23 protein-coding genes are annotated in these 24,304 nt (G+C 59.5%); 11 read left to right on the plus strand and 12 right to left on the minus strand.

Going from position 1 to position 24,304, the window contains the following annotated elements; translation table 11 throughout:
- Positions 1-43: 43 nt before the first annotated feature.
- The 3 genes from ABX75_RS15855 to ABX75_RS15865 are packed head-to-tail and all read right to left on the minus strand — an operon-like array spanning position 44 to position 2,316.
- Entirely contained in the window at positions 44-955 is a 912-nt protein-coding gene (locus ABX75_RS15855) for a 5'-nucleotidase (RefSeq protein WP_047882262.1), read from the minus strand.
- A 15-nt stretch (positions 956-970) separates the two neighbouring features.
- Positions 971-1,933: a putative 2-dehydropantoate 2-reductase gene (locus ABX75_RS15860; RefSeq protein WP_034096584.1), complete on the minus strand. Its 963-nt coding sequence runs from the start codon at positions 1,931-1,933 to the stop codon at positions 971-973.
- Positions 1,930-2,316: a hypothetical protein gene (locus ABX75_RS15865; RefSeq protein ID WP_047882263.1), complete on the minus strand. Its 387-nt coding sequence runs from the start codon at positions 2,314-2,316 to the stop codon at positions 1,930-1,932. The genes ABX75_RS15860 and ABX75_RS15865 overlap by 4 nt, the downstream gene beginning before the upstream one ends.
- Here ABX75_RS15865 and ABX75_RS15870 point away from each other — a divergent pair.
- Complete coding sequence (locus ABX75_RS15870) at positions 2,315-2,749, plus strand: PilZ domain-containing protein (protein ID WP_047882264.1); 435 nt, start codon at positions 2,315-2,317, stop codon at positions 2,747-2,749. The genes ABX75_RS15865 and ABX75_RS15870 overlap by 2 nt on opposite strands.
- A 130-nt stretch (positions 2,750-2,879) precedes the next feature.
- Positions 2,880-3,956 (plus strand): 3-deoxy-7-phosphoheptulonate synthase, encoded by a 1,077-nt coding sequence (locus tag ABX75_RS15875; protein ID WP_034096581.1) that lies wholly within the window; start codon positions 2,880-2,882, stop codon positions 3,954-3,956.
- A gap of 70 nt (positions 3,957-4,026) precedes the next feature.
- Here the strand turns inward: ABX75_RS15875 and ABX75_RS15880 are convergent, their stop codons facing one another.
- A complete protein-coding gene (locus ABX75_RS15880; RefSeq protein WP_034096580.1) occupies positions 4,027-4,308 on the minus strand; it encodes a GNAT family N-acetyltransferase in 282 nt (93 codons plus the stop codon).
- 611 nt (positions 4,309-4,919) lie between these two features.
- Here ABX75_RS15880 and oprI point away from each other — a divergent pair.
- A complete protein-coding gene (oprI, locus tag ABX75_RS15885; protein WP_003172710.1) occupies positions 4,920-5,171 on the plus strand; it encodes an outer membrane lipoprotei OprI in 252 nt (83 codons plus the stop codon).
- Between the two features lie 132 nt (positions 5,172-5,303).
- On the opposite strand, the gene ABX75_RS15890 is transcribed toward oprI, so the two are convergent.
- The 3 genes from ABX75_RS15890 to ABX75_RS15900 all read right to left on the minus strand — a co-directional run bounded on the left by ABX75_RS15890 (position 5,304) and on the right by ABX75_RS15900 (position 7,313).
- On the minus strand, positions 5,304-6,272 hold the full coding sequence (locus ABX75_RS15890; RefSeq protein ID WP_034096579.1) for a L,D-transpeptidase family protein: 969 nt from the start codon (positions 6,270-6,272) through the stop codon (positions 5,304-5,306).
- An 83-nt stretch (positions 6,273-6,355) separates the two neighbouring features.
- A complete protein-coding gene (locus ABX75_RS15895; RefSeq protein ID WP_003172705.1) occupies positions 6,356-6,649 on the minus strand; it encodes a hypothetical protein in 294 nt (97 codons plus the stop codon).
- Positions 6,650-6,707: 58 nt separating this feature from the next.
- Positions 6,708-7,313, minus strand: a complete 606-nt coding sequence (locus ABX75_RS15900) for an arylesterase (protein ID WP_034096578.1) — start codon at positions 7,311-7,313, stop codon at positions 6,708-6,710.
- A 10-nt stretch (positions 7,314-7,323) separates the two neighbouring features.
- Between ABX75_RS15900 and ABX75_RS15905 the strand changes: the two genes are divergently transcribed.
- Positions 7,324-8,007, plus strand: a complete 684-nt coding sequence (locus ABX75_RS15905; protein WP_047882265.1) for an ABC transporter ATP-binding protein — start codon at positions 7,324-7,326, stop codon at positions 8,005-8,007.
- Positions 8,007-10,517: an ABC transporter permease gene (locus ABX75_RS15910; RefSeq protein WP_047882266.1), complete on the plus strand. Its 2,511-nt coding sequence runs from the start codon at positions 8,007-8,009 to the stop codon at positions 10,515-10,517. The genes ABX75_RS15905 and ABX75_RS15910 overlap by 1 nt, the downstream gene beginning before the upstream one ends.
- 34 nt (positions 10,518-10,551) lie before the next feature.
- Here ABX75_RS15910 and greB read toward each other — a convergent pair whose 3' ends face one another.
- Both greB and ABX75_RS15920 read right to left on the minus strand, forming a co-directional pair.
- Positions 10,552-11,025, minus strand: coding sequence for a transcription elongation factor GreB (gene greB / locus ABX75_RS15915; protein ID WP_034096790.1), 474 nt, complete (start codon positions 11,023-11,025; stop codon positions 10,552-10,554).
- A 117-nt stretch (positions 11,026-11,142) separates the two neighbouring features.
- Positions 11,143-12,144 (minus strand): hypothetical protein, encoded by a 1,002-nt coding sequence (locus ABX75_RS15920; RefSeq protein WP_047882267.1) that lies wholly within the window; start codon positions 12,142-12,144, stop codon positions 11,143-11,145.
- A gap of 222 nt (positions 12,145-12,366) precedes the next feature.
- Between ABX75_RS15920 and ABX75_RS15925 the strand changes: the two genes are divergently transcribed.
- Genes ABX75_RS15925 through ABX75_RS15935 form a run of 3 tightly spaced genes read left to right on the plus strand, consistent with a single transcriptional unit; the run spans position 12,367 to position 15,773 of the window.
- Positions 12,367-13,293: an ATP-binding cassette domain-containing protein gene (locus ABX75_RS15925; RefSeq protein ID WP_034137498.1), complete on the plus strand. Its 927-nt coding sequence runs from the start codon at positions 12,367-12,369 to the stop codon at positions 13,291-13,293.
- Positions 13,290-14,015, plus strand: a complete 726-nt coding sequence (locus ABX75_RS15930; protein ID WP_047882268.1) for an ABC transporter permease — start codon at positions 13,290-13,292, stop codon at positions 14,013-14,015. Before ABX75_RS15925 ends, ABX75_RS15930 begins: the two co-directional genes overlap by 4 nt.
- Positions 14,016-14,030: 15 nt before the next feature.
- Positions 14,031-15,773, plus strand: coding sequence for a Gldg family protein (locus tag ABX75_RS15935; RefSeq protein ID WP_047882269.1), 1,743 nt, complete (start codon positions 14,031-14,033; stop codon positions 15,771-15,773).
- Positions 15,774-15,777: 4 nt separating this feature from the next.
- On the opposite strand, the gene ABX75_RS15940 is transcribed toward ABX75_RS15935, so the two are convergent.
- The 3 genes from ABX75_RS15940 to ABX75_RS15950 all read right to left on the minus strand — a co-directional run bounded on the left by ABX75_RS15940 (position 15,778) and on the right by ABX75_RS15950 (position 18,303).
- Positions 15,778-16,086 (minus strand): hypothetical protein, encoded by a 309-nt coding sequence (locus ABX75_RS15940; protein ID WP_047882275.1) that lies wholly within the window; start codon positions 16,084-16,086, stop codon positions 15,778-15,780.
- A gap of 260 nt (positions 16,087-16,346) precedes the next feature.
- Positions 16,347-16,781 (minus strand): DoxX family protein, encoded by a 435-nt coding sequence (locus ABX75_RS15945; protein WP_034096571.1) that lies wholly within the window; start codon positions 16,779-16,781, stop codon positions 16,347-16,349.
- A 103-nt stretch (positions 16,782-16,884) separates the two neighbouring features.
- Entirely contained in the window at positions 16,885-18,303 is a 1,419-nt protein-coding gene (locus ABX75_RS15950; RefSeq protein ID WP_040266204.1) for a transglycosylase SLT domain-containing protein, read from the minus strand.
- Between the two features lie 234 nt (positions 18,304-18,537).
- Here ABX75_RS15950 and ABX75_RS15955 point away from each other — a divergent pair, with 234 nt between their 5' ends.
- The 3 genes from ABX75_RS15955 to ABX75_RS15965 all read left to right on the plus strand — a co-directional run.
- Positions 18,538-19,344: a TatD family hydrolase gene (locus tag ABX75_RS15955; protein ID WP_047882270.1), complete on the plus strand. Its 807-nt coding sequence runs from the start codon at positions 18,538-18,540 to the stop codon at positions 19,342-19,344.
- Between the two features lie 96 nt (positions 19,345-19,440).
- The gene (locus tag ABX75_RS15960) at positions 19,441-20,922 is read left to right on the plus strand and encodes a methyl-accepting chemotaxis protein (RefSeq protein ID WP_047882271.1); all 1,482 of its coding nucleotides are present in this window, start codon (positions 19,441-19,443) and stop codon (positions 20,920-20,922) included.
- Between the two features lie 198 nt (positions 20,923-21,120).
- Positions 21,121-24,304: DUF6531 domain-containing protein (locus ABX75_RS15965; protein WP_047882272.1), on the plus strand; the 3,184-nt coding region annotated here is incomplete at its 3' end.

The following is a 24,304-nucleotide window of genomic DNA, read 5'->3' on the forward strand; positions in this document are numbered from 1 at the left end:
GAGATCAAAACAGCTTAGCAGCGCCGTGCGGAGTTGGACTGGCTCAGACCGGGCTCTTCAGTTCATTGCTAATGCCATGGGGCACATGCCCGGTGGCGACCACCTCCCTGGCTTTCTCGCAATGACCAGCCTGATCATCAAAAAACACATCGGCGGCGAATGCCTCAAGAAACGCGGATTTCTCCAACCCGCCGAGAAACAGCGACTCGTCCAGCCGGATGTCCCACTCTCGCAAAGTGCGGATCACCCGCTCATGGGACGGCGCCGAACGCGCGGTCACCAGTGCGGTACGGATTGGACAAGCCTCATCCGGAAACTCACGTTGCAGCAAGTTGAGCGCCGCCAGAAACCCTTTGAAAGGCCCACCATGCAACGGCTGGCGTGCCGATTCGCGCTCGCTGGCCTGGAATGCTTCAAGCCCTCCGGCCTGGTACACACGCTCGGATTCATCGGAGAACAGCACCGCGTCGCCGTCGAAGGCGATGCGCAATTCCTCGCTGCTGGCCCGACGCGCACCGCCGGACAAAATCGTCGCCGCCGCGAAACCGGCATCCAGGGCGCTGCGCACATCTTCGGCATGGGTGGACAAAAACAGATGGCAACCAAATGCCGCCAAATAAGGATAAGGACTACGTCCCCCGACGAACGCGGCGCGAGAAATATCCAGGCCGTAATGCTGGATGGAATTGAACACGCGTAGGCCGGTGTCGGCGCTGTTGCGCGACACCAGCACCACCTCGACACGGGCACGGCCCAGGCTGGCGTTGAGGCTCAGCAGTTTCTTGACCAGCGGGAAGGCATCCCCGGGTTCCAGGATCTCTTCTTCATGCGCGATCTGGTATTTGCGATAAGTCTCCACGCCTTCGGCCAGGTAGATTTTGTGACTTTCGCTGAGGTCGAACAGCGCCCGCGACGAAATCGCCAGCACCAGTTTGTCACCCAATCCCTTTGCCATCTGCGCTCCTCCCGATCAGCGATTGTGCCGATCAATAAAACTCAAAGCCTGGTGCAGTGCCTGCATACGCGGCAGCTCGCACCCGGCGGCCTTGGCGGCGGATAACGGCCGTGCATAGATCGCCGCCAGTTCCAACGGGCGCTTGTGCATATAGTCGTGATACATGCTCGGCAGGTAGTCCTCCATGGTCTCGGTCATGGCGAACATCTGCTCGGCATAGCTGGCCGGGATTTCGTGGCCACACGCATGGGCGCCCTGTATCACTTCGGCCATCAGCGCCTGGATCAGCTCGCGGCTGGAGGCGTCGGCCATCAGGTTGGTGGTGCCAGCCTTCAATAAAACCGAGAGGCCGTTGAAAGGCACGTTCCACACCAATTTATGCCAGCGCGCCTGATGCACATTGGCCATGGCCTGTGACTCGATACCGGCCTTATGAAACAACGCGGCGCCGGCCTCGACAATCTCCTTCTGACGGTTTTCATCGTTGGCGGCCGAGCCGCTGTGATAGCCGAGATTAACCCGCCCCAGGGCCTGGTGCTCGACCACACCGGGGCCGGAACGGTGTACGCCGATGTAACACAAGCCGCCCAGCAGGTGCAGCGATGCCGGCAAGTGTTCACGCAGGCTGTCCTCAACGTCGAGGCCGTTTTGCAACAACACCACCTTGGCATCCGGCGCCGCAACCTGGGCCAGGGTCGGCGCCAGCTCCACATTACCGGTGGACTTGGTGCCTACCAACAACCAATCGCAGGGCGGCATATCGGCTGCCTGGGCGTAAGCCTGCACGGGGTGCAGATGCAAAGCGCCATGCACACCGCTGTTCACGCGCAACCCCTGCTCGCTGACCACCGCATATTCGCTGCGCAGCAGGAAGTGCACATCAAACCCGGCGCGCGCCAGCATCAAGCCATAAAAACCGCCAATGGCGCCGGTGCCGATGATGCCAATGCGAGGCGACTGGGGTGTAACTGTGGTCATGGCAACTCCTCCGGTGTGCGGGTAAGCGCTTCATTTACAGCCTCGCCAACGGCCGCAGGTGTAAGACGTGTCTGCAATTGCCCAAGGAATTGACCCTCGCACACCACGAACAACGCCGGCAAATGAAAGATCTGGTAACGCTCGACCGCACCGCCGTTATGCCCGGCATCCACCCAGCACACGCGGTCCACCGGCAAGCGCCAGCCCGGCATTTGCTGACGCGCCCAGCGGCAACTGGAACAGCCGGCGCTGACAAATACCACCAGCGAAATTCCTGGCAATCCCAGCAATTGCTGGTCAATATCCAGGTCGGTCAATTCCAGTTCCTTCACTATACTGCTGCCATCGCCGTCAACTGGACGGTGCTCGGAGTCCGTGTACATGGGTCGTTTTTTACCTCACCCTGATGATGTCGCTGTCGAGTTAATCCAACGCCCCTCTCCCGCCATTCCCCGTCAACGCCTCCTCACTGCCGGCTTGGGCGGCATTGCTTGTCATTGGCCGCGCGCCTGGCGACAAGGCACGGCGGTGGATCTGCACATCCCATCCTTGGGCGCCAGCGCCCGCTATCCGGGGTACGTGGCCTGGTGCCGCAAGGTTGAAGGTGGCTATCGTGTGGGCATCTCGTTCACCGATGAACATGCCCTGTTCGGCGCGCGCATGGGCGAGCAAGCATGCCGGATAGAACGCTACTGCCGCCAGCACGAAGATGCCGAGCCCTCCCCTCAGCAGTTCGAGGCCCTGGCCAGGGAGTGGGTTGCGCGGCACGCGTTAGAGTTCTCCCGCGACGCGTTTGTGCAGCCCGTGCGGGATTAAACCCGCGCCGCCCATTGTCGCGGGCCCGTAATACGCGCTAAGGTTCCTCCCCCCTGCATCCAAATCATGCTGTGCACCGCCGCACGGGAACGGCTGGCGGCCGGCACCCGTGACCCTGACGAGTAACACGATGGCTGATTTACCGATCAATGACCTTAACGTCGAATCCAACGAGACTCTGATCACCCCCGATCAGCTCAAGCGCGAAATCCCTTTGAGCGAGACTGCCCTGCAGACCGTTACCAAAGGCCGCGAAGTCATTCGTAATATCCTCGACGGCACCGACCATCGCCTCTTCGTGGTGATCGGCCCTTGCTCGATCCACGACCTCAAGGCGGCTCACGAATACGCCGAGCGCCTCAAGGTATTGGCGGCAGAAGTCTCCGATACCCTGTATCTGGTCATGCGTGTCTACTTCGAAAAGCCGCGCACCACCGTCGGCTGGAAAGGTCTGATCAACGACCCGTACCTGGACGACTCGTTCAAGATTCAGGACGGTTTGCACATCGGTCGTCAATTGCTGCTGGATCTGGCCGAAATGGGCCTGCCCACCGCCACCGAAGCACTGGACCCGATCTCCCCGCAATACCTGCAGGATCTGATCAGCTGGTCGGCCATCGGCGCACGCACCACCGAATCCCAGACCCACCGCGAAATGGCATCCGGCCTGTCGTCGGCCGTGGGCTTCAAGAATGGCACCGACGGCGGCCTGACCGTAGCGATCAACGCGCTGCAATCGGTCTCCAGCCCTCACCGCTTCCTGGGCATCAACCCGGAAGGCGGCGTTTCCATCGTCACCACCAAGGGCAATGCCTACGGCCATGTGGTGCTGCGGGGCGGCAACGGTAAGCCCAACTATGATTCGGTCAGTGTCGCGTTGTGCGAACAGGCGCTGAACAAGGCCAAGATCAAGCCGAACATCATGGTCGACTGCAGCCACGCCAACTCCAACAAGGACCCGGCCCTGCAGCCGCTGGTTATGGAAAACGTTGCCAACCAGATCCTGGAAGGCAACCAGTCGATCATCGGCCTGATGGTCGAGAGCCACTTGAACTGGGGCTGCCAGGCGATTCCCAAGGACCTTGCCGACTTGCAGTATGGCGTGTCGATCACCGATGCCTGCATCGATTGGGCGGCCACCGAGAACACCCTGCGCAGCATGCACGCCAAGCTCAAGGATGTATTGCCCAAGCGCCAACGCGGCTGAACCCGGCTCGGGTTTACGCACACAAAAACGCCGGGCTGAGCCCGGCGTTTTTTATGCTGATCTGAATGCCTTACAACTTGGCGGCATGGCGCTGGTGGCGCTCCATATAACGCTCTACGTAAGAGCAGGACGGGATCACCGTGTAGCCCGCCGCCTCGGCGAACTTCAAGGCCTCCTCGGTCAGCGCTGCCGCGATACCACGCCCTCTCAATGCGTTAGGCACGAAGGTGCGATAGATATCCAGGGTCTGTTTACCAAGGTCCATATAGGTCAAGTAGGCACGATGACCGTCCACAGTGGTCTCGAACTGATGACCCGTCTGGTCATGGTGGATGGACAACGCCTCGCTCATCACTACTCCTCGCGGGTCTTGGTTTCTGACCCCTACCTTACCGATGTTTTTCCGGCGAAGGAACATCTACGCCAACCCGTGCCGGTTTCGACAACGAGAATACCTCTAGCGCTCGCAACCAGCCCGTAGGGAATAGTAGGCACCAATCCTGCAATTGCTCAAGGCGCATGCACCATCCCCCGCTGCTGGTGGATACAGAAAGGGCTTCGACCCATCGATGATCGAAAGCCTGAACATTGCCGGCAGTTGAACCTTGAGACGAACAGGCGCTCTTAAAGTCACCACTACATGCTTAAAAAAGATGCCAGGCCATGCACCGTCAAGCGCAACGGAAGTGCTCGGATAGTTATATAAATTTTCATCTATGTACAAGGCCCAACACAGGCGGCATGGCCCTTTCAGCGAGGCTCGATGCGGGCCCAGTGAAAAAAATTGGACAGTTTTTATACAAACCCACGCAAGGTTAGCCAAAACAGATTCGCCGCAAGAATTTTTTTTGCTTCTTGCGCTGCGTCAGTTTACTTACTACAAGTAATGGGTAGTATGTACGCCGGCTATAAGCTCAATCTGAGAAGTAGCCATTTAATAGAAAGTCCTTGAAGGGGAACACGATGAACAACGTTCTGAAATTCTCTGCTCTGGCTCTGGCCGCAGTTCTGGCTACCGGTTGCAGCAGCGTCTCCAAAGAAACCGAAGCTCGTCTGACTGCAACTGAAGACGCAGCAGCTCGCTCCCAGGCTCGTGCAGACGAAGCCTACCGTAAAGCTGATGAAGCTCTGGCTGCTGCTCAAAAAGCACAACAGACTGCTGACGAAGCTAACGAGCGCGCTCTGCGCATGCTTGAAAAAGCTAGCCGCAAGTAATAACCCTTCGGGGTTGTTATCAAGCCGATCCATTTTTGGATCGGCTTTTTATTGCCTGGGATACACCCGTGCCCCGGCCAATAAAAAACCCGCCGCGGCACCAGGCCGGGGCGGGCTTGGCAGGTTGCAGGCTTACTGCTGCAGATCGATCGGCGTACTGGATACCATGGGCGCCGCGCCTGGCACACCGATTTCAGTGGGCAGACCGTCTTCCGCCGCCACCACGTCACGCACCTGATCCCAATTGACCCGCAGGTTATTGGCCAGGTCTTCGCGCTTGAGCAAGGCGTTGATCACCGCCGTATGTTTGTCCACCACCGATGGCGTGCCGTCATCGTTCAGGGGTGTATGCGCCTCCAGGTACACCTTGCCGCCACTGCTGCCGAACTTATAGGCATCGTTGATGATGCGCACCGAGGTGCCGACCGGCACCATATCGGCCATCTCCAACACGTTATTGTTGAACATGCGGAAGCAGCCATGGCTGGTACGCGTGCCGATGCCGAACTTCATGTTGGAACCGTGGATCAGATACCCCGGCGTTCCCAGCGTGAACTTGAACGGCCCCAAGGGGTTGTTCGGCCCAGCCGGCACCACGTTGGGCAGCGGGTCGCCATTGGCGGCGTGCTCGGCCTTGATCGAGGCCGGCGGTGTCCAGGTCGGGTTGGGCGTCTTGGCGATAATGCTGGTGTGGGCAATCGGTGAGCCCCAGCCTTCACGACCGATCCCCAACGGGAACGTGTAAACCACGTTCTGGCCTTTGGGGTAGTAGTAGAGCCGGTATTCCGCGAGGTTGATCACAATGCCTTCGCGCGGCCCGGGCGGCAGGATGAAGCGCGTCGGCAGCACGATCTCGGTGCCCGCGCCCGGCAACCAGGCATCAACGCCCGGGTTGGCCGCGACCATCTCCGAGTAGCCCAGGTCATACGCAGTGCCAAGATCGGCAAAGGTGTCTTCGTACTTGGCCTTGATCACTTGGACTTGGCCGACGATGTCTTCCCCCGGGGGTGGCAAGGGCAACTGCAGGGCCGCTGCCGAACCGGCCGCACACAGGGCAGCAAGCGACAGGCAGCAGGTAACGACGGAAAGGCGCGACAACATCCGAAAAATCCTTCGCAGAACGACGGGTAAGTTAAAAGCCAATTGCTAGCTTACAGCTTATAGCTTGACGCTTGCAGCTGCTTCTAGAGTTCAAAACGCAGCTCCGGCCAGATCGGCGGCGTGCCGCGCTTCTGAGACTCAAGGATAGCCCGACAGAGGGGGCACAAACGCTGGTCCTGGAAAATCGACCGATCCACCAGCGACCAACGCGGCTGCGCCGGCAATAACGTGCCGCACAGCGTGCGATCGATGGAGCCGCCCAGTTCCAATTGACGCGTCACCAGATGCACCCGCACTTCCTGGCAGGCGAACAGATCCAGCTGCTCGTCCGGCTCGATCAGTTGGTAGTTAAACAGGGACCAGGCAGGACGCGACATCGAGGGCTCCAAATCAAGGGGGCGCCACCTTAGCCGAAAGCCTGCCGGTAGAAAAGCGTCATAACAGCGGTTTGAGCGATGGCCAGACATTTTCCAGCAACTTGTCCTGAGCACCGACCGCCGGGTGCAGACCGTCGGCCTGCATCAGCTCGGGATGCCCCCCCACGCCCTCCAGGAAAAACGGCACCAGCGGCACCTTTTTTTCCTGCGCCACATCGCCGAACACCTTATTAAAGGCTTCGACGTAGCGTTTTCCATAATTGGGTGGGATCTGCATGCCGAGCAGCAACACTTTTGCTCCACTGTCCCGAGACTGCTGAATCATCGAAGCAAGATTTTGTTGCAATTGCGCCGGCGGCTGACCGCGCAGCCCATCGTTGCCCCCCAGCTCAATGATCACCACCTCCGGCTTATGCGCTGCAAGCGCCGCCGGCAGCCGCGCAAGCCCTCCCGCACTGGTATCGCCACTGATGGAAGCGTTGACCACGGTATCGTCAAACCCTTCGTTCTTGAGCCGTTGCTCCAGCAGCGCCACCCACCCTTTGCGGGTATCCAGGCCGAAACCGGCACTGATACTATCGCCAACGATCAGGACTGTACCCGCCGCTGCGTTCTGGGCCATGCACATCAAGGCCAGGCCAGCACTCAAAAACCACATTCGCATCGGATTCTCCATGGGCGCAAGCATTCTCACCGCGCGGAACCTTAGCAAAGTGGTTCCCAGCGCGGAAGGTGAACTGACTATCCTGCACGAACTGAGCCTGGAACTGAACAAGGGCGACAGCCTGGCTATCGTCGGCAGTTCCGGTTCCGGCAAATCCACACTCTTGGGCCTGCTGGCCGGCCTCGACCTGCCCAGCGGCGGCGAAGTCACCCTCGCCGGGCAAGCCCTGAGCCGCCTGGACGAAGATCAACGGGCGCGCATCCGCGCCGAGCATGTGGGCTTCGTCTTCCAATCCTTTCAATTGCTCGACAGCCTCAATGCGCTGGAAAACGTCATGATGCCGCTGGAACTGGACGGCCGCAAAGACGCCCGCGAACGCGCCAGGCACTTGCTTGAGCGCGTGGGCCTGGGGCAACGCCTGACCCACTCTCCCCGTCAGTTGTCCGGTGGCGAACAGCAACGGGTGGCGATTGCTCGAGCGTTCGCCGCCGAGCCCGACGTGCTGTTCGCCGATGAACCTACCGGCAACCTCGACAGCCACACCGGCGAGCGCATCAGCGATCTGCTGTTCGAACTCAATAAAGAGAGCGGCACGACCCTGGTGCTGGTCACCCACGACGAGCGCCTGGCCCACCGTTGCCGACGCTTGATCCGCCTTGAAGCCGGCCTGATGGTCGCGCCCCTGGAGCCTTGATGGCACGTTTGCCGCTGTTGCGTCTGTTCAGCCTTGCCCTGCGCCAATTACTGCGCGATGCCCGTGCCGGCGAATTGCGCGTGCTGTTCTTCGCCCTGCTGGTCGCCGTGGCCGCCAGCACCGCCATCGGCTACTTCGGCGCCCGCCTCAACGGCGCCATGCTACTGCGCGCCACCGAGTTCCTCGGTGCCGATCTGGTGCTGGAAGGCAGCTCGCCCGCCCGCCCTGAGCAAATCAAGTCCGGTACCGAGCTGGGCCTGGATCATGCCCGGGTGGTGGAATTTTCCAGCGTGATTGCCACCGACAATGGTATCCAGCTCTCCAGCATCAAGGCGGTCAACGAGCAGTACCCGCTGCGTGGCGCGCTCAAGAGTGCCGCCGCGCCCTTTGCCGAGGAAACCCCAGGCGGCGGCCCGAAACCCGGCGAAGCCTGGGTAGAAGCGCGGCTGCTGACGGCCCTCGACCTAAAAGTCGGCGACAGCATCGACGTGGGCATGAAAACCCTGCGCCTGGCGCGGGTGCTCACCTATGAACCGGACCGCGCCGGCAATTTCTACAGCCTCACCCCCAGGGTGATGATCAACCTCGCCGACCTGCAAGCCACCGGCGTGGTACAGCCCGGCAGCCGCGTCAGCTACCGCGAACTGTGGCGCGCGCCCCAGGGCGGTACGGCGCTGCAAACCTATCGTGACCTGATCAAGCCCGGCCTCGCCGCCAACCAGCGCTTGCAGGATTCCCGCGATGGCAACCAGCAGATCGGCGGCGCCCTGGGCAAGGCCGAACGCTACCTGAACATGGCCAGCCTGGTGGCCGTTCTATTGGCGGGGGTGGCGGTGGCCTTGTCGGCCAACCGCTTTGCCACGCGACGCTTTGACGCCAGCGCGCTGTTGCGTTGCCTGGGATTGTCGCGCCGCGAAGCCATGTTGTTGTTCAGTCTGCAATTGAGCGTACTGGGCCTGCTGGCCAGTCTCGCTGGCGCTCTCCTCGGCTGGCTGGCGCAGTTCGGTCTGTTTTATTTTCTGCGGGATCTGCTGCCGGCGGATGTGCCACCTGGCGGGCTGTTGCCGGCCGTGGCAGGAATCGGCACCGGGCTGGTCGCGCTCGCGGGCTTCGCCTTGCCGCCGTTGGCCGCGCTAGGGCGCGTCCCGCCGCTGCGGGTATTGCGCCGCGATCTGCTGCCCATCCCGTCCAGTACCTGGATGGTCTACGGTGCTGCGCTGTTCGCCTTGGGCCTGATCATGTGGCGTCTGAGCCTCGACCTGGTGCTCACCTTCGCCTTGCTGGGAGGTGGCGTGGTGGCCGCATTGGTGCTCGGCGGCTTGCTCTTGCTGCTGTTGCAAAGTCTGCGTCGGCTGTTGGCCGGTGCGACTCTGCCCTGGCGCCTGGGCCTGGGCCAATTGCTGCGCCACCCGCTGGCCGCAGCCGGTCAGGCCCTGGCATTCGGTCTGATCCTGCTGTCCATGGGCTTGATCGCCCTGCTGCGCGGCGAGTTGCTCGACACCTGGCAAAACCAGTTGCCCAAAGATGCACCCAATTATTTTGCCTTGAACATCCTGCCGGCCGACAAAGATGCTTTCGGCGCACGCCTGCTGGAAGTCCAGGCGCAATCGGCACCGCTGTACCCGGTGGTGCCGGGGCGGCTGATCAGCATCAACGGCGAACCGGTGCAGGAGATCGTCAGCAAGGACTCCAGTGGCGACCGCGCCGTGCAACGCGACCTCAGCCTGACATGGGCCGCCAACGTGCCGCCGGGCAATGCCCTGACGGCGGGCGCTTGGTGGTCCCAGCAACCCTCCGATGGTATTCCCGGCGTCTCGGTCGAGGCCAAGGTGGCCGAAAGCCTCAAGCTCAAACTCAACGACCACTTGGTCTTTACGATAGGTGGGGAAAATCGCGAAGCGCGGGTCACCAGTCTGCGCACCATCAACTGGGATAACTTCCAGCCCAACTTCTTCATGATCTTCCAGCCTGGCACATTGAAGAATCTGCCGACCACGTACCTGACCAGCTTCTACCTGGCCCCCGGTCATGATCAGCAAATCGTCGACCTGTCCCGCGCCTTCCCGGCCGTGACCATCCTGCAGGTAGAGGCGCTGCTGGAGCAATTGCGCAGCATCCTTGCGCAAGTGACGCTGGCCGTGGAGTACGTGCTGTTGTTTGTATTGGCCGCCGGGATGGCCGTGCTGTTCTCCGGCCTGCAAGCGACGCTGGATGAGCGCATCCGCCAGGGTGCGCTGCTGCGCGCGCTGGGAGCCGAACGCAAGTTACTGGTCAAAGCCAGGCGCATTGAATTCGGGTTACTGGGCGCCGCGAGCGGACTGTTGGCGGCACTGGGCACTGAACTGGTGACCTGGGCGCTATACCGCTATGCATTCGACCTGGTCTGGCAGCCTCATCCGTGGCTCTTGCTGCTGCCCGTCATCGGTGCCGTGTTGATTGGCGGTGCAGGCGTCTTCGGCACCCGCCGCGCACTCAATGCCAGCCCGCTGACTGTGCTGCGCGAAGGCTGAGACAACTCAGGCCCGCTCGGCGGGCCTGTTATTTTCACTTCTCATACTCGATCGCGGTGATCCACCAGCACACCTCGCCCGTTGGCGTCTGCACGATGGCCTCATCGTCGACTTGCTTGCGCAACAGAGCACGGGCCATCGGCGAATCGATGGAGATGTAATCCATCCGCTCATAAATTTCGTCATAGCCGACAATGCGAAAACGCTTGGTTTCGCCCTGCTCGTTTTCAATCTCAACCCAAGCACCGAAGAACACCTTGCCTTCCTGCTCCGGTGCGTATTCCACCACGCGCATGTCTTCAAGACGCTTGCGCAGGTAGCGCACACGGCGATCGATCTCACGCAGCAGTTTTTTGTTGTACTGATAATCGGCGTTTTCGCTGCGGTCCCCCAGCGACGCCGCCCATGTCACTTTGCGCGTGGTATCCGGGCGCTTCTCGCGCCACAGGTAATCCAGCTCTTTTTTCAGCGCCTCATGACCTTCTTTGGTGATCAGCTTGGTACTCAAACGCTCGCATCCCCAGGCAATATCCATAAACACCGATGCACCAGGGGATGGCCCTGGCGTCGGCGGGCTGCGCTTGATGATAAATGAACCGAAGAAAGTAGCCAGGGCCGTTCACTCCTAGCTATCCAACGCCTGATCCAATTCATGCAACATGCCCCGCAGCGTATGACGCAGGCCCGACAATTGCGACTTCAACGCGGCCAGCGTCTCGGTCTTGCGTTGGATGTCCTGCGACTGATCACGCAGTTGAAATGTGCGCTGCTCCAGATCCTTGACCTGCTCGCCGATCTGGTTCTGCTCCTGCAACAATCGATTCTGCCACTGCTCCAACGCGGTCTCTCGCTCAGCCGCGGCGAGCTTCTGTTGAGTCAACTCATGGGCGACCCGGGCCAGACTGGACAATGTGCTGTCCACTTCAAACAGTGCGCTTTGCTCCATCGGCGCAGGCAGTTTCGAAGGCGGCGGCGACGACGGCTCAGGTTCTTGCGCGTTGGCGATGGGCGCCTCAGCCTGAACGACTGTTTCGGGAGGCTCGACAGGCAGCGGTCGAGGTTCTTCAACAGAATGTTCAAGCACCGATTGAGCATCCGCTTCGGATGAGCTTGCCGCTTTGGGCGGGGAGATCATTTGGGAGGAAAAGCGAATGGAAGGCACGATCAATGAGGTGCTTTCGATCGCCGGCAGTGTGGAGGCATTCATGCCTAAAGTGATCACCTTCATCACCAGCGCCTTCTTGATGGTCACCGAATGATGGTCTTCAGGCCGCGCGGGCGGCAATTTACACCCCCTCAGATCGACAAAATGATAAGGCACCTGGGTTTCGGTGACCCCGGCCGCTTTCGTACCTGACGCCGCAGCCAACATAAGAATCTGCTTGAACACATGCATGGCTATTTGCAAGTCTTCCTTGGATTCAACACCGCTGAGGAAATACCGTTCGAGTTTCTTGCGCAGCGCCGCGATATAAACCCTGGAGCTCCCAGGTTCAACTTCCTCATCCAGACTATACACAAGGAAGTTAGAGGCGATCTGCCCTACCGCGAACCCACAGAGCAGCGCGCCGTTGACCGGAGCATCCTGACCGTTGCGCTCAAGAACAAGGGTACGTAGAAGCATCATAGTAATCGGACCTCATTTAAAAAAGTCGGATGTTTATATAAACATCAAATAAACACCTACCAACACAAGCATCTAAAACACAAAACAATTGTTTCAGTGACTCACCTGGCACGCACGTAGGACTTTTCTTATTAACGCGGACCGTCGTTCCCAAGGACGAGTATTAACCGTACCCTTTTTGAATCCTAGCCCTACGTCACGCCAAACTTATTCGGTAAAAAAATGATCGAAATAAGCAATCTGACAAAAACCCTGAACAAGAAAAATATCATCAGCGATTTTTCATTCAACGCCCGTCAGCAAGAGTGCCTAGGATTATTTGGCGAGGGGCCTGATGTTAAGACCATGCTTTTGAACCTGCTATCCGGTTCGACGCAACCCACCGGCGGGCACATACACATCGACGGCATCAACGCGCAAACCTATCCACATAAAGCCAAGCAAGTTATCGGCTACCAACGTTTTAAGGACCTCAGTCACCCGACGATGTCCGTTAAAGCATTTCTCAACTATATCGCCGCCATACGTGGTTACCACGGAGCCGAAAAACGCGCTCGGGTGGAACAAGCGGTGACACGACTGGATTTGTACCCAGCCCTCAATGCACCCCTCGACGCGCTCTGCGCATGCACCAAACGTAGGGTGTCCGTCGCCCAGGCCATCCTGCATTCGCCCGCAGTGCTGCTATTGGACGAGCCGACTGCGGGACTTGCGGCGGATCAGGCACTATCACTCAAGGCGTTTATCCGTTCGCTCGTGCAGGAGATGACGGTCATCATCTCCTCTCGCAACAGTGAAGAGTTGGCCGAACTCTGTACGCGAGCATTGCTCATCGCTGATAGTCGCTTGGTAGCCGACACGCCCCTGCCCGATTTGCAACGCAGTTCCCGTCACTTCCAGGCCGTCACCCTCTCGGCCGACACCCCTTTGGACTTACTGGCCTTGGCGGTATTACCCGGCGTCGCCGGCATTGAGGAACATCGCCACGCGCCTGGCACGGTCACCGTTCTGGCCATGCCTGGGCATGCCATCTATCCCCATATACACACGCTCATTGCCAACCGCCGTTGGAAAATCAACACATTGAACCTGGAGCCCGGTCGCGTGAACGATGTGGTTCAGCAACTGAGCCAGGAGAGGTCCCATTGAAGCTGCTGCCGGTTATTTTCAAGCGCCAACTCGCCAACTATGCCTCTTCGCCCGCGACCTATCTCATCATTGCGCTGTTTCTAGCCCTGTCCACCATGGCGGGGTTGTATCTTCACCGCTGGGTGGAACAGGACAGTGGTGACCTGCTGGTGTTTTTCCAGTGGCACCCCTGGCTCTATCTATTGCTGATACCGGCGTTGACCATACGACTCTGGTCAGATGAGGCCGATCCCGGTTTTGCCGACCTTATGAGCGCATTACCCATCACGGCCGCCGAACGGGTGATCGGCAAGTTCATCGCCGCCTGGGTCGTGGCAGGCACGGCATTGATCCTCAGCTTCCCTCTGGTCGTCGCCGCCAATTACCTGGGTAGCGCCGATAATGGCCTCATCGCCTCGCAATTCGCGGCGAGCTGGTTATTGGCGGGAAGCTACCTATCCGTCGGTTGCTTTGTGTGTACGTTGGCACGTCAACGTGTGGTTATTTTTATATTGACGATAAGTTTATTACTGGCAGCCACTGCCCTTTCTTCATGGGTAGACGCTCTGGAGCGCCAAGCCCCTATTTGGATTATCGACAGTTTAAGCGCCCTTAATCCACAGTCGAGATTCAGCACAATCGACCATGGAAAGTTTACGCTTCATGACAGTCTTTATTTCGTCAGCATGATCGTTGCCTTTCTCACTGCGACGATTGTCACACTCAACTACAAACTCCGCTGAGAAGGAAAGCCCTGCATGCGTTCCACTCTGCGCACCGGCATGACACTCGTCGTCATTTTTTTGTTATTTCTTGCATTAAACCTGGTTTGGACAGCCAAACTTCCCGAGCTTCGCTGGGACTTTACGCAACACAAAATCCATACCCTATCGCCACCAACGCAGGATTTACTTGTGTCATTGGAGGTGCCGTTGGACTTGTATTATTTCAATGCACACAACAACCCCAAACGAACGTATGCGTTGAATCGTTACGGCAAGCGTATCGAAGACTTGCTCCGCGAATATGAAAAAGCCGCAAGAGGCATGATCAACCTGCACCTGATTGAGCCTGCGCCTTTTTCAGAAGACGCCTACAAAGCCGCGTTATATGGTCTCGACGACCAAAGTGGGTTTCTGGGGTTGATCGGCAACCGAGCGGGTCATGGCGCACAACGAATCGGAGCATTCAGCCTGGACCGTGAGCCATTGCTCGAATATGAAATCAACCACCTGATCTACCAGCTGCAGCATCCAGAGCCCCGGACAATCGGGCTGCTCAGCGGATTGGACATGGGCGAATCCGCAGGGCGTCTAATGGGGGAACTGCAGCGCCACTTCGACCTGATCAGTCTGGAGCCGACCCTTGAACAGGTGCCTGCAAGCATCAAGACACTGATGGTGGTTCAACCCCGCGCACTGTCTTACCGCACGCTGTATGCGATAGACCAATTTACGTTGAGGGGCGGCAGATTATTGATGTTTATCGACCCCATCAGCGAGTACGGCGCTGGTGCCCTGCCCACCAACTCTCGCCTGGACGAGATGCTCACGGCATGGGGCATTCAAGTATTCCCCGACAAACTGCTGATCGATCATCTCTATGCTTCCTCGGTGGTCACCGGCCCCGGGAAACCAGCCGTGCGCCATCCGGCTAGATTGAACCTGCCGCATGAGGCAATGAACCCCAGTGATATCAGTAGCTGGAAACTCAATACGGTGACGGTATCAAGCAGCGGTGCCCTTTCGCCGCGTATGAAAAGTCGCACCACCTTCACCCCTCTCCTGCAAAGCTCCTGGCAGTCAGCATTGCTGGAAACCGACCGATTCGCCTCGGCGCTCAAATTCGATGCACTGACCGACGAAATGTCTCAGCACGCCCAACGTCATACCCTTGCAGCACGTATCGAAGGTCCGGCCTATTCGGCATTTCCCAATGGCATCAAGGGACAACCACCCGGTTTGCAAAAAGCCGAGCGCATCCATGTGGTGGTGGTGGCGGACACCGATTTACTGATGGATGAGGTCAGCACGGCGCCTGGCGGCAACATGATGTTTATTTTGAATACGCTGGATAACTTGTCCATGCTTGAACCCCTCGCCAGCCTCCGCCCTCGGGTGGTGACGAACCCCGCGCCAAGTGCGTTGCACACGATGCGCGATAGGGCCGCACAGTCTTACCGCGAGAAAGCGACCGAATTGGAACGACGCCTTCAGCGAACCGAGCAGGAGTGGCAACTGCTGACCCCTCCCACAACCAGCCTCGGCACCCAAGCGGTGGACCCTAACACCCAGCTGCAAGCCCTCAACAAGGAGCGGCTGCGTCTACCCATGGAATTGCACGCGCTGAAAATCCAGGCATACGAGTCAGTGCATCGCCTGGAACTCATGATCAAGCTGGGGTTGATCGTTACGGTGCCCGTGACGCTATGTCTGATAGCGTGGGGTCTGTGGTTACGCCAACAGCGTCGTCGCACTCAGCCACGCTCGCTGCTCTACTGAATACTTACCGCCGCGCAATCAACCCCTGCCGGGCGATCCGAGTCAATTGACGGATGACTTCTTCAGCGTTATCGGCATTGGGGGCCTGAATGACCGCGAGATCGAAGCTGTCACTGGCAAACCTAGCGAGGGAGTCGCCGTCTTCAACGAACTGAATCAGGAAAGCGGAGGGCCGCCCAGTACGACGCGGCCAGCCGTCCAGATAACGCAATAATGTCGGCTGGTGCTTGCCACCTAGAAGGATTTTCGGATTGCGTTGCGTGAGGTCCGCAGTGATCGGAGCCAGGCGTATCAGAGGGCGTAGTGCATTCATCGTGTCGTGTCTCTGCCTCAAAAGTCTGCGGGCAGGTGAGAGGCAACACCGAACCAGCGCTTTAGCGGTATTTCGAAGGTATCTCGCAAGGGAGAACACGCTTCTGTCGGGCTGCATTGAGTCCCAGTGGCGCCCCGCAATTAGCTGTTTAAATCGGCGCATGAACGGCATCCTAGAGAAGCCGGTGGGGCGATGTCAAGAATCGCCGGCAACGAAAAGGCCCACGCATGCGTGGGCCTTTTCAGAGCGTTGCCAGTCAGTCAGTTGGCGATGGCGCGGTCGGCAGAGAGCTTGCCAGCACCTTCCAGCAACACCGCCAGTGTGCCGCCCAGCAAGGCCAAGGCAAATTCATAACCGTTGTTGGCCATGAACAGACCGTTATGGATATGCACCGAGAAGATCGCTACCAGCGTTAGGATGGTCAAGCCCAGCGCCGCCGGACGCACCAGCAAACCAATGATCAGCGCCAGGCCTGCGAAGAACTCAGTACCGCCCGACAGCAGTGCCATCAGCGTACCCGGCGCCAGGCCAATGCTTTCCATCCACTGGGCAGTGCCCGCCAGACCGTAGCCACCAAACCAGCCAAAGAGTTTTTGCGAACCGTGGGCGGCGAAGATGATGCCAACGACGATACGTAGAATCGTCAGGCCATAACCGGCGCGGGTGGACAGAAGGCTTTTGATAAGTGGGCTCATGGCGTACATCCTTTTCGAAGTAGAGGTTGGTTGGCCGCTATATTAATCAGTTTAGAGGATGATAAAAGCGCAAAAAATGCCTGATTAATATCTACAAAATCGATTACTTTCGTGACGCGATTTTGGTGGCCACTGGCTCCAGGGACTCTCGTTCGCGGTCGAATGCCAAATAGTACTTATTGACACTATTCACATAGCCGACTGCGCTCATCCCGACTTGCTCCATGGCGATGCGCTCCACCTGAAAAAACCACTGATTGGGGTTGAGCCCGCGGCGCTTGGCCTCGGTGCGCATGCCCTGAACGCGCTCGGGCCCCATGTTGTAGGCTGCCAGCACAAACGCCATGCGCTCGCGCTCGTTGAGCTTGGGGCTGGCGAAGAATTTGCGACGAATCATCGTCAGATACCGCGCACTGGCCTGCACGTTGCTGTCGAGCGTTTCGATATTGTTGACGCCCACACGCTGTGCCGCCGATGGCGTGATCTGCATCAGCCCGGTGGGGCCGCCGCTGTTTCGAGCGCTCGGGTCAAGGGCCGACTCTTTGAACGCCAACGCCGCCAAATTCAGCCAGTCCATGCCTTGCTCCCCAGCGTGCTTTTGCAGGACCGGGCGCAGTTTCTCCAGACGCTGGCGATCGATGCGGGCCAGCGGATTGCGCACCTGGTAGAGACGACGGTAGATGCGCTGGAACGCCACATCCTGGTCCGCAGGGGTGCGATAGGTCTTGAGGAATCGGTCGATACTGGCGCGCAGTATCGATGCATCCTGGCGCACAAACCAGAACTCGTCGCCGGGCGACGTGATCGCGACCTGCTTATCGAAGCGCAACTTGGGCAGGATCTTCGACCAGCGCTCGGCTATGGGTTTTTCAACGATGGTCAGATGGAAAATCCCTGCCTGGACCATCTCCAACACATCCTCCACGGCCAGCGTTGGATCCACCCACTCCACCTTGATCGGTGGCTGTTTGTGCAGGGCCAGTTTTTGATTGACCTGGCTGACAGCATCCGCCGCCGCACTGCCAGTGGTCAGCGCCAGGGTGCGACCGGACAACTGCTCCAGCCTGGTAAACCGCCGTTCACCCTTGACCCCCACCAACCATAGCGGCACGTCGCTGATAATCGGGTCGCTGGTGACGATCTTATGGGCCGTGTTTATATCCAGCAGTTCACCGGGGGCCACCAGATCGCCTTCACCACGGGCCAGCGCTGCCAGCAACTGATCCTTGGCTTTGGGAATGATCTTGAGATTGATCTCCTGACCATCGCGGGCATGGCCATTGAGGTATTGCTCGAACGCACGCAGGCGATGGTATTCGACACCAATGGCCTGCCCCTGCACTTCGCCGGAACTGTTACGGCTCTGGTTGACCAGTACGCGCAAGGTGCGACTTGAGCGAATCTCCGCCAGATCGCGGACTTTGCTGGGTTTGGTCACTTCCAGTGGCCCGTCCAGACGCGCGACCGCCGCCATCGGCAGCAGCGTGAGGCATAACATTAATAACGCCGAGGGTCGGATCATCCGCTCTCCGGAAAGAATACTGGTCAACACCCTCGGAAAAACGAGGAGCTGGGAGTCAGAAACAGAGCGCTTTCAGCGCAGGCTTCGCGCGCAACTCAAGCATGGACAAGGCATTTAGCCATCAGCCATGTCGGTCGCAACGTTCAAAGACAGCTATAAACCGTTGTAGTTCTTGGTTTTTCTTATAAATCTACAGCTCTGATATGCTTTCCGGCCGCAGGCGGAGATAGCACCATGCAGCTCATTGATATCGGCGTCAACCTGACCAATGCCAGTTTCGACGATAAACACCAGGCCGTTCTCGACCGCGCCTATGCCGCCGGCGTGCAGCAATTAGTGCTCACCGGCACCAGTGTCGAAGGTAGCGAACAGGCCCTGGACCTGTGCGTAAAACTCGATCAAAACGGCCAACGCCTCTTCAGCACGGCGGGCATTCACCCCCACTCCGCCAGTGACTGGAACGGTGACAGCGCTCAGCGTCTGCGTGCTTTGCTCAGTGAGCCCCGGGTGCGTGCCGTCGGCGAATGCGGGTTGGATTTCAATCGGGATTTCTCCCCGCGCCCGCAACAGGAAAAAGTGCTGGAAGCTCACCTGGCCCTGGCCGCAGAGCTGAAACTGCCAGTGTTCCTACATGAACGTGATGCTAACCAGCGCCTGTTGGAAATCCTCAAGAACTACCGCGACCACCTCACCGCCGCCGTGGTGCATTGCTTCACTGGCGAACAGCAGGCACTGTTCAGCTATCTCGACCTCGATTTGCACATTGGCGTTACCGGTTGGATCTGCGACGAACGCCGTGGGACCCATTTGCACCCGCTCGTCGGAGAAATCCCCCGAGGACGTCTGATGCTGGAGAGCGACGCGCCTTATCTGTTACCACGCACGCTGCGCCCCAAACCGAAAAATGGCCGCAACGAACCAGCCTATCTCGTGGAAGTGCTGCGTGAAGTCGCCCTGCACCGCCAGGAAAGCGTAGAGGACCTGGCCTTACACAGCACCGCCTGCGCCCGTCGGTTTTTTGGGTTGCCCAATCTGGATTGATGCGGCGCATTGACCCATGTCAAAAGGGTTTTTTATGATAAAGGCACAATACTGGCACCTTGCCAATGCTGCTTTCGCTATCAGAGAAAACCTTCCATGGGTGCCTGGCTTAGCAATATCTCGCTGAAATACAAATTCTGGGCCGTTAACGCGGTCGCCTTTGTCACCACCCTGCTGCTGGTGCTGTACGCCGTACACCTCGAACAGCAGGCCCGCACCGCGCAATCCTACGCGTCGGCGCAGGCCCAGGCGCAATTGCTCAGCGCCTGGCCGGCCGATAAGGCGTTGCCCAAGGGCGAGATGTGGCTGACGTTCCCGCGCGACCAAGCCCCACAACTGGCCGACCAGGATCTATCAGCCCTGAACGGCGCCAGCGGCTGGGTCGAACTCAATCCTATGCCGTTGTTCGGTGAGAATGTTCTGGCGGGGGCGCAAGTTGTCGCCCGCCCGGACGGCCAACAAATCGCCGCACTCGCCTACGCCCCCAGCTTCAGCCAGGTGTTCAGCGAGCGCTTTACCCAGTACGCCGCAGCGGTGTTGATCCTGATGCTGGCGATGCTGTGCGCCTCGCAGTTGTTGATCCGCTTCCTGCTAAGCCAGCTCAACACCCTCAAGGACGTGATGCTGCATGTGGAGAAAACCGGCGACCTGTCGGCCCGTGTGCCATTGGCGTGCAAAGATGAAGTCGGCCAGATGGCCAGCGCGTTCAACGCCATGCAGGCCGGCTACCAGCGGGTGGTCAACACTGTCGCGAGCACCGCCCGGTTGCTCGACGAAGGTGCCGCGCGCCTGGCCAGCAGCATGAACGATGTGCAGCACGGCATGCTCGGCCAGCAAAGCGAAACCGACCAGGCCGCCACCGCGATCAATGAAATGACCGCTACCGTGCACCACATTGCCCAGCACGCCGGCGCTACCCGCGACCTTTCCAAAACCGCCGATACCCTGGCCGGCAGCGGCCGCGAAGTAGTCACCCGTGTGCAACGCTCGATCGCCGGGCTGTCTACCGGTGTGCAGCAAACCGCGGAAATGATCCAGAAACTCGCCGAAGACAGCCAGAAAATCAACGGCGTGGTCAGCGTGATCCACAGCATCGCCGAACAGACCAACCTGCTGGCCCTCAACGCTGCCATTGAGGCCGCCCGCGCCGGTGAAATGGGCCGCGGTTTCGCCGTGGTCGCCGACGAAGTGCGCAACCTGGCCAAACGCGTGCAAAGCTCCACCGACGAAATCACCCGCATGGTTTCGGCCTTGCAGGCCGGCACCCGCGATGCGGTGGACTTTATGCAGGAAAGCTCCTTCAAGGCCGACGACTGTGTGCAGCAGGCCCAGGACGCCGCCGGCGCCCTTGCCGAAATCACCGACGCCGTGGCGCAGATGCGCGAGAGCAACACTCAGATCGCCGTCGCGGCCGAGCAGCAGAGCCACGTTGCTGAAGAGATGAACCGCGCGGTGGTCAGCATCCGTGACGTAACCGAAAACACCGTGCAACAGACAGTGGGCTCTGCCACCACCAGCAATGACCTGGCCACCTTGGCTGGGGAGTTGAGCAAGGCGATTGGGCAACTGAAGCTGTAGGACTGTTCAAGCTGTAATCCTATCCCTACAGCAACCCCACGGTTTGCCCGCGCTTTTGGCGAAACGTCCTCACCCTGCCGGCGAATAACGCCGACTTCTTTGCTCTGATAATCCCTCCAAAGTCTCTCGCCTGATCATTCAGTGCGAGGGATCGCTGATGCACTCCGCTTTTATGGCCCTGCTCGACAGGGCTGTCTCTTGATTCCGGTCATCGCCAGCTTCGTCCTGGCCCCCATGGACCCCAAGGCGCCAGACATCGAAGGCGTCCTGCGTGATTTTCGCGACTGCCTCAACACCTTCGACGACTGGGCCGAGAGTTTCTGGAGTGGCTCGGCCCTGCAGGTGGAGCAGGTCTTTAAAGTCGGCGATGACGTCGCGCTGGTCGAACCGGTTTCTTCAAAAAAGCCCAACGCGGTTGTTGCCCAGTGTGATGCCCAGGGCTCGTTGACCCTGGTGCACCTGTTCGAAAGCACCCGCTTAGTCCCCATCGGCAACACGCCGGTGATGCTTCAAGCCTTGGCCGCCGATGGCAGCGCGATGGGCGCGCCCCAGCATCACACCATCGGCCCCAGCGGCATTCTTGAACTCAAGGAATGCACCCGCGACCAGGCCTACCAGATCACCTTTTATCCCAACGTTTCCCAGGACCACGTCAAGGCGCTGTATGCGTCTTATCAGGCGGTGATCGCGGGGCTGGAAACGGACCTGCGCGATGAATGGGCAAAGACCTTCAAACCCCGCTGGGACGATTTTTCCCACGCCACCGCGCTTGAGCGCAGCGCCATGCAGGGCATGGCGTTTTCAAGTGGTTTGGCCAAGGCGCTGTACAACCTGTGGGACAACGTCACGCAGTTGTATGAGCTGCTATCGGACCTCAAGGCCCACAGCGAAAAGCTGTTGGCCTACATCTCCCAGGCCGAACTCGATGCGCTGCTGGCACTCGGCAGCGACGCGATTGCCCAGGGTTTGCTGGTGCTCAGCGATGAGCCGCTGCTGTTCATTTACTTGGCGGCCATGGTCAGTTGGATGCGCCTGCTGCCGCCGCCTGAGATGTACGAACTGGTCGGCGAACTGACCGGGGAAGTGCTGATCAATCTGCTGCTGATCTGGGCCACAGCAGGCATGGGCGTGGCTCTGCGCCTGGGTGCTCAGACGCTCAGCAGCATCAAATCCGCGCGGGCGCGAGCGTTGTTGGCGTTGCTCGCCAAGCACCTCAAGGGACCCAGGCTGGAACCCCATGTCGCAGAGGCCAGGCCATTGCTGCTGGGCAGCGCGGCGACGCCGATCAAGACAGTGCCGGTTGCGCCGTTGCAGGCTGGGGAGCAGGTGGTTACGAACGCGGTGCCGGCGGTTCGTCGCAAGGCTCAGCGAACGGTGTTGGTGCGGCAGGAGCCTGTGGATGACGTGCCTGTTTCGGGGAAAACCCCGAACGGCGATGCGGCGGCTTCTGCGGATAAAACCGTCACTAACGGCTGCCCCGTGTCGATGGTCACCGGCGAGGAATTGCTGACCCTGACTGATGGTGTTCTGGATGGGCTTTTGCCGTTCGAGTGGACGCGGCTGTATCGCACCAGTGCGGTGGAAGTCGATGTAGGACTGGGGGTTGGCTGGAGCCATGGGCTGGCGCAGCGGCTGCTGATTTCAGGCGATTCGGTGGTGTGGAACGACCATGAAAACCGCTCTATCTCGTTTCCAATCCCCACCGTTGCGCGACCGGCGATCACCAATAGCCTGGCCGAAGCAGCGATCTATCTGGGCGCTTCGCCGGATGAGCTGGTGCTGGCCCAGGCATCGCGGTTCTACCACTTTCGCGACGGTGTGCTGACAGCGATCAGCGATGCGTATGACAACCGCCTGCGAATTTTCCGCGATGTGCTCGGACGTATCGAGCGGGTGGATAACGGGGTGGGTCGCTCGTTGTTTCTGCGCTATGGGAGCGGGCGCATCGTCGCGGTGGATTATCAGATTCAGCGGGCCGAAGGCCATGGTCCGTATGTCTGGACGACTGAGCAAAACGTCGTTTCCTACGCCTATGACGACCTGGGCCGACTGGTCTCGGCGACCAATGCCGTCGGCGAAAGCGAGGTGTATCGCTACGACGAGCAGCACGTCATTGTGGAACGCGGCCTGGCCGGTGGGGCGAGTTTCTTCTGGGCGTGGGAACGCTCCGGCAAAGCGGCGCGCTGTGTACGGCACTGGGCCAGCTTCTCGCAGATGGACACGCGCTATGCCTGGGGGGATGACGGCCGCGTCACGGTGCACAACGCCGATGGCAGCCAGGAAATCTATGTCCACGACGACCGTGCGCGATTGGTGCAACGCATCGATCCCGATGGCGCGCAGCACTTCAAATCCTACGACGAAAAAGGCCGGCTGACAGTCGAGCAAAACCCGCTGGGCGCGGTGACGGCCTATCAGTACGACGAGGCCGGACGGCTGGTGGCGCTGTTTCCCGGCGAAGATGAGCCCACTACCTACGAGCATGACCACGGCTTCGTACGCGTGGTGCGCCGGGGTGAAGCGGTCTGGAAATACGAGCGCAATGACCAGGGCGATATCACCCGTAGCACCGATCCCGATGGGCATGTCACGGACTACAGCTACAACAAACATGGGCAACTGACCGGCGTCTGGTACCCGGATCACAGCTGCCATCGCCTGGTGTGGAATGAGCGCGGGCAACTGGTTGAGGAGCAGTTGCCCAATGGTGGCATCAGGCGCTATCGCTACGACGACCTGGGCCGCGAGGTGGCGCGCGAGGATGAACATGGCGCGCTGACCCAGTACCAGTGGGACGCTGTGGGTCGACTGACTCGTCTGACCCTGCCAGGCGGTGCCACCCGCGAATACAGCTACAACCCCTACGGAAAAATCACCGCCGAACGCGACGAACTCGGCCACGTCACCCGCTACGACTACGCCGACGGCCTGCACCTGATCAGCCGTCGCCTGAATGCCGATGGCACTCAGGTCCAGTACCGCTATGACAACGCCCGATTACTGCTGACCGAAATCGAAAACGAAGTCGGCGAAACCTACCGGCTCGACTACCACCCCAACGGCCTGATCCAGCAGGAAATCGGCTTCGACGGCCAACGCACCGCTTACGTTTACGACCTCAACGGCAACCTGCAGGAAAAGACCGAATACGGCGACGACGGCAGTCAACTCGTCACTCGTTACGAACGCGACCATGCCGGACGCCTGGTACGAAAAATCCTGCCCGATGACAGCGTCGTTGAATATACCTACGACCGCCAGGGCAATCTCCTCAGCGTCGACGACGGCCATTGGGCGTTGGCCTACGAGTACGACCGCCAAAACCGTCTCACCGCCGAACACCAGGGCTGGGGCACCCTGCGCTATGGCTACGACGCCTGCG

Source organism: Pseudomonas sp. ARP3 (assembly GCF_001029595.1).
GTDB lineage: Bacteria > Pseudomonadota > Gammaproteobacteria > Pseudomonadales > Pseudomonadaceae > Aquipseudomonas > Aquipseudomonas rhodesiae.